This is a genomic window from Trebonia sp., assembly GCF_049794275.1.
GTDB lineage: Bacteria > Actinomycetota > Actinomycetes > Streptosporangiales > Streptosporangiaceae > Trebonia.
In genome coordinates this window covers 1-1646 of sequence record NZ_JBARCR010000262.1, presented here as the reverse complement: position 1 = coordinate 1646, position 1646 = coordinate 1, and the positions used below count along the sequence as shown (strand labels likewise).

1 protein-coding gene and 1 pseudogene are annotated in these 1646 nt (G+C 69.6%); both read left to right on the top strand.

The genetic code is table 11. The features are described from left to right. Positions 1 to 295 (top strand): annotated as a pseudogene (locus WA805_RS07535) (carbohydrate ABC transporter permease); the annotation flags it as partial. Between the two features lie 47 nt (positions 296 to 342). Continuing rightward, the coding region (locus WA805_RS07530) for a glycoside hydrolase family 13 protein (RefSeq protein ID WP_425241974.1) at positions 343 to 1646 on the top strand (1304 nt) is incomplete at its 3' end.

Below are 1646 nucleotides of genomic sequence, written 5' to 3'. Positions count from 1 at the left end.
GCTGATGATCCTGTGGAGGATTGTGCTGCCCATGTCGCGGCCGATCATCGGCGTGGTCTCGATCTTCGCCACGGTCGCGGTATGGAAGGACTTCCTCTGGCCGCTGCTCGTCGAGTACGGCTACAGCCCGACCAGGGAGGGGCTGAACGTCGGCATCTGGCAGGCGACGTACGGGACGCCGGAGAACCTCATCATCGCCGCGTCCGCGATGGCCGCGGTCCCGACGATCGTGTTCTTCCTTATCTTCCAGCGCAACATCATGGCCGGCCTCACCGCGGGCGGCATCAGGGGCTGACTTCCCGTTATCTGGGCACCCTCCTAGTGGAGAAAGCAGGTTTGACTGTGCACGAAACTGGATCTTGCGTGCCGTCCGGCGGCGGCGACTCGTGGTGGCGCAGCGCCGCGATCTACCAGCTTTACGTGCGCAGCTTCGCGGACGGCAACGGGGACGGGGTGGGCGACCTGGCCGGGGTCCGGTCCTGCCTCGCCTATCTCGCCGACCTCGGCGTGGACGCGATCTGGTTCAACCCCTGGTACCCGTCGCCGATGTCCGACGCCGGCTACGACATCTCGGACTACCGGGGGATCGAGCCGGTGTTCGGCACGCTGGCGGACGCGGACGCGCTGATCTCTGAGGCGCACGCGATGGGCATCAGGATCATCATCGATGTGGTGCCCAACCACGCGTCCGACCAGCATCCGTGGTTCACCGCCGCGCTAGCAGCCGGGCCGGGGTCGGCGGAGCGGGACCGGTTCTGGTTCCGGCCGGGCCGGGGTCCCTCAGGCGACGAGCCGCCGAACAACTGGCAGTCGATCTTCGGCGGCCCCGCCTGGACCCGGGTCACCGAGCCGGACGGCTCGCCCGGCGAGTGGTACCTGCACCTGTTCGCGCCGCAGCAGCCGGACTACAACTGGGGCAATGCGGACGTCCGGCACGAATTCGAGGACGTGCTGCGGTTCTGGTTCGGCCGCGGGGTGGACGGCATCAGGATCGACTCGGGCGCGCTGCTCACCAAGGACCCTCGGCTGCCGGATGTCGGCCTTGACGAGCCGCCGGGTCCTGGGCACCCGTTCACCGACCGCGACGACGTGCACGACGTCTACCGGTCCTGGCGGGCCGTCGCCGACGAATATCCCGGACGGGTGCTGATCGGCGAGATCTGGCTGCCCGATGCCGCGCGGCTCGCGCGCTACGTCACCGCGGGTGAGCTGCACACGGTCTTCAACTTCCCGTACCTGAGCTGCCCGTGGGACGCGGCCGCGCTGCGCCGGGTCATCGAGGAGACGCTGGCGCTGAACGAGCCGGCCGGCGCCCCGGCCACCTGGGTGCTGTCCAACCACGACGTGGACAGGATCGTCTCCAGGTACGGGCGGGCGGACACCGCGTTCGACCTGCTGCGGCGGCGGTACTTCCACAACTTCCCCGTCGACCTCGCGCTCGGTACCAAGCGAGCGCGGGCGGCGGCGCTGCTGACGATGGCGCTGCCCGGCTCTGTGTACATCTACCAGGGCGAGGAACTCGGCCTGTGGGAGGTGCAGGACATCCCCGACGACCTGCGCCAGGACCCGATCTGGCGGCGCACTCACGGCGCGGACCCCGGCCGGGACGGCAGCCGGGTGCCGCTGCCGTGGTCGGGGACGGAACC